This is a genomic window from Marivita sp. (assembly GCF_020055635.1).
Classification (GTDB): Bacteria; Pseudomonadota; Alphaproteobacteria; order Rhodobacterales; family Rhodobacteraceae; genus Marivita.
Window position 1 is genome coordinate 1 of sequence record NZ_JAIPUT010000157.1, and the last position, 3110, is coordinate 3110.

5 protein-coding genes are annotated in these 3110 nt (G+C 49.1%); all 5 read right to left on the reverse strand.

The window, feature by feature from the left end; all coding sequences use genetic code 11:
- Positions 1-267 precede the first annotated feature (267 nt).
- Entirely contained in the window at positions 268-921 is a 654-nt protein-coding gene (locus LCF60_RS24005; RefSeq protein WP_292295051.1) for an HNH endonuclease signature motif containing protein, read from the reverse strand.
- Positions 861-1211, reverse strand: a complete 351-nt coding sequence (locus LCF60_RS24715) for a nucleotidyltransferase domain-containing protein (protein ID WP_363318462.1) — start codon at positions 1209-1211, stop codon at positions 861-863. Before LCF60_RS24715 ends, LCF60_RS24005 begins: the two co-directional genes overlap by 61 nt.
- Positions 1207-1857: a hypothetical protein gene (locus tag LCF60_RS24010; RefSeq protein ID WP_292295052.1), complete on the reverse strand. Its 651-nt coding sequence runs from the start codon at positions 1855-1857 to the stop codon at positions 1207-1209. The genes LCF60_RS24715 and LCF60_RS24010 overlap by 5 nt, the downstream gene beginning before the upstream one ends.
- Before the next feature lie 8 nt (positions 1858-1865).
- Positions 1866-2591 (reverse strand): hypothetical protein, encoded by a 726-nt coding sequence (locus tag LCF60_RS24015; RefSeq protein WP_292295053.1) that lies wholly within the window; start codon positions 2589-2591, stop codon positions 1866-1868.
- A 320-nt stretch (positions 2592-2911) separates the two neighbouring features.
- Positions 2912-3110: hypothetical protein (locus LCF60_RS24020; RefSeq protein WP_292295054.1), on the reverse strand; the 199-nt coding region annotated here is incomplete at its 5' end.

Below are 3110 nucleotides of genomic sequence, written 5' to 3' on the forward strand. Positions count from 1 at the left end.
TTTAAGCTTTTCAATAGTCGCAAAGGTTTCCAGTGGTAGTCCAGAAAATCTACAATTCGCGAACTCGACGGTGCATAGGTCGTCATTGACTTCTATAACTTCGCCCACGCCAACGTCGGGCCTGGATCTATGTTCAACTTTGTCACCTATCTTCATGGTCTCCCTTCTGCACCTAACGTTTGGGTTAACCAGCACCGCCACCGAGTTCAACCGGCATTGCCGCCTGTACGCTTACCGGCGTCCGGTTGAACCCATTGTTAGGCGAACTCAACGTAAAACCTCCTCCAGTGAGTTTGACTTCTTACGATTACAGCTCCGGCACAGAAGTCTGAGATTCTCGACAGTTGATGGGCCACCCTTGGAGTATGGAATGACGTGATCGAACTCTATTTCATCATCAGGAACGTACTTATGACACTTTTGGCAGACGTGAGCATCACGACGGACGACCTTGAGCATGACTTCGCGTGGAATGTGCCGCCCTTGGCTACGCGATCCTTTGGTCTCAGTTGCCCCGCTAGCATGGATAAACACGGGACAAACATGGCCGAATACTCGGCACCCGACATCCTCAGCGGCAAAGCCCTCGATCTCTTCCCAAATCGCAGGGTTCAGGTGGAGGACCCGCTCCATTTCTCCCCACACATCATCTTCTGACTCTAACTCACCCGACCGCAGCGCCGCCATAGCTTCCTCATAGAGTGCGCGCCTACCAGATACTGCATAGTCTTCGGTTGGAAATGGTGAATACTCCACAAGGTAACCGTAAGGGCAGTACTTCAACTCCCAACATGGCTTGCATGGCATCTCTGGATCTAATTTTTTCGTCACGTATTCACCTGGTAGGCCTAACGCCAATGTTAAACCGCCGATGCGGAGCGCAGCGTAGCAGCGGTCGGTTTGAACGACTTGTTGGGCCATAGGTCAACGATACTTTTTGCCCCTCGTCGAGAAATGAACTTTAGCTCGCGCTCTTCAGACTGCTGCATATAAATGACATCAATGGGAACTCTCAGCCCTATTTCTCCTATAACTCTCTTTGCTTTCATTAACTTCGAGCGATCGTCATAAACAACCAGCAAGTCGAGATCTCCAATTCCATTGTTCGCCTTCAGAACAGACCCAAATACATAAATAGCAAGAAAAGGATCTTTCTTGACAAGCTCAACTAACTTGCGTGCAAAATGCTTCTTTATGAGGTCTGAATTAATTGTTAAGGGCTCCCATCAGCTGGTTCAACTTAAGCACTCCAGTGCCTGAAGAGCGCGCGACCTGTTTAGTTGCAGAGGACAGTCGACAATTCGGGTTCGAGGCCAAGATGAAATCGGGAAGACCAAACTTATCGATTCCGGATCGAACAGCCTCCGCTGTGAGATCATAGTCATTCAGAGCAAGAACTCTGACGACGTCACCCGATACTTTGACAACTTGATACGTCCGATTGTTAGCTCTGATAACTGCTCTTACAGCGGTATGTTGTTCTAAACATCTCAAAAGAAAACGTGGCTCTGGCGGAATATAATTCCTGAAATTCCTCGCGTTTACTGCCCTATACAGATCTGCCAATCCTCCGACCGCCAAAGGGATTTTCGAAGCTGTAGCGAGCAACTCTCCGCTCACAAACGGGTCTTTCGGGATATTGATCAGAAATTCTGTTACTGGCTCATGGAATTCATCGGGAACTGACTCTAAATCGACCCTATCTGAAGACATAACCGCAACAACTATTGGCGCAGGCAAGTCTTTAACAATGAGCACTATACTGTTTTGAGTGCGAACACCCACTTCATAGATGTCATCGTGGTCCAGCACCACATCGCGACACCAATCAGCTATTCCGCTTCTATTACTCGCCATTTAAATTCCTAACTAAAAATTTTATCGAAGCCCTCAGGGAAGCATGCGCCATTTTGCTCAGCGCCCCCCAAGTGTTTTGCTTCAAAGTCGTCTACATGTTGCTTAAAAGCTTGGAGCAACATGCGTTCTTCCTTTGACAAAAAACCAGAATTGGCCTCACACAACAGCAAGATTTTTCGGTTGTTCGGAATTATCTTCAAGCGAATCTTGCGGAGCCATTGAGCGGGCAGTTCACTTTCGGGATTAAAGCGCTCATCAGTTAGCGGACCATAAGTCTTCAAAATATAGTGGTTTTCTTCAAGGTAGGGGACTACTGCGCTCCGAGCAGAATCTCTAGATTCAAGCGTTCTAGCACCAAATGCATCTGCAATTGCGGCTCTATGATTTTCTTTCCATTCGAGAAGCGTAGCTACTGAATAATCTGACTCTGCTTTGTCGATAATCGTATGACAGCGAGGGCACAATAAGATGAGATTTTCGTACTCGCCGCGCTGCTCCGGAGTTAAGGCCACATTGGATCTAGGTCCTTCATCACCCGCACTAATTACATGGGCTATCTCGCCAACGTGAATGGCGCCTGAATTTTCGTCAACGAAAATTTCAGAAAGACACCGCGGGTTCGAGCAAAAACCACCGGAATCTGCAAACAGGCGTAGCTTTGTGACGTTTGAAGGATTAATTCTTCCTTTTACGCAACCCAATACGGTCTCCTTGTGAGGCCCAACGTCGCCCATCACGCGCGTGCGTTTCGAACCTCAACTGCATGGACTTGTTAGAGCGCATCTTGCTGGTAAATGATGTAGCAGTTCGGCACATCTGTTATCAAGAACTCAAAGTTTCTCAACAAGTCGTTGTACAGCATGTATAGGTCATCGACATTGAGCGGCGTAAACCTGGCGATCCCAAAGCGGCTTTTCGGATGAATAGCTTTGATGCGATCGTCATAGAAAGCACTGTAGTAGCGGTCGAGTCTATGGGTCTCATCGAACGCTGTGAGCAGATAGTCGGACGCGTCTCGGTTCGACGGGTTTGGATTCCCGTTCTTTCGTAACCGCTATAGAATGATCTCTAAAGTGGCTTCGAGGGCCACGTAGATCTCGGGGCCAGCCGCGGCAGCTGCTTGCAGAGCGCCGGCGGCGTTGAGTCGCCCACCCGTGACGGTCTTGCCGTCGAGTGCGGGCACTGGATCGACACCGGCCAGCAGTGCGTCCTTCACCTGCAGCGGCGTAAAGTCGGGGCGGATGCTCAGTACC

What these genes read in the sequence shown, in the direction of transcription:
- LCF60_RS24005 (WP_292295051.1), bottom strand. Translation starts at nt 921, where the DNA reads ATGGCCCAACAAGTCGTTCAAACCGACCGCTGCTACGCTGCGCTCCGC.
- LCF60_RS24010 (WP_292295052.1), bottom strand. Translation starts at nt 1,857, where the DNA reads ATGGCGAGTAATAGAAGCGGAATAGCTGATTGGTGTCGCGATGTGGTG.
- LCF60_RS24015 (WP_292295053.1), bottom strand. Translation starts at nt 2,591, where the DNA reads ATGGGCGACGTTGGGCCTCACAAGGAGACCGTATTGGGTTGCGTAAAA.